This is a genomic window from Priestia aryabhattai (assembly GCF_023715685.1).
Classification (GTDB): Bacteria; Bacillota; Bacilli; order Bacillales; family Bacillaceae_H; genus Priestia; species Priestia aryabhattai_B.
The window spans coordinates 1-365 of sequence record NZ_JAMBOQ010000104.1 but is presented as its reverse complement, the minus strand read 5'-3'; the positions used below and the strand labels follow the sequence as shown (position 1 = coordinate 365).

The 365-nt window shown below is 42.5% G+C and carries 1 rRNA gene; it reads left to right on the top strand.

Annotated features, from left to right (window positions below):
• A 16S ribosomal RNA gene (locus tag M3225_RS29190) occupies positions 1 to 116 on the top strand; the annotation flags it as partial.
• Between the last annotated feature and the right edge of the window lie 249 nt (positions 117 to 365).

Genomic DNA, 365 nt, shown 5'->3' with positions numbered 1-365 from the left:
CACCCGAAGTCGGTGGAGTAACCGTAAGGAGCTAGCCGCCTAAGGTGGGACAGATGATTGGGGTGAAGTCGTAACAAGGTAGCCGTATCGGAAGGTGCGGCTGGATCACCTCCTTTCTAAGGATTTTAGATGACGTACGTTTGTTGAATTTGTTCAGTTTTGAGAGAGTAATCTCTTAAAAACATTGTTCTTTGAAAACTAGATAACAGTAATTGCTGAGGAAAAGTGAAACTTTTCTTTTAATCAAACCAATAAATAACACAACAGTATGTTGTACCATTTATTCGCTAATGGTTAAGTTAGAAAGGGCGCACGGTGAATGCCTTGGCACTAGGAGCCGATGAAGGACGGGACTAACACCGATA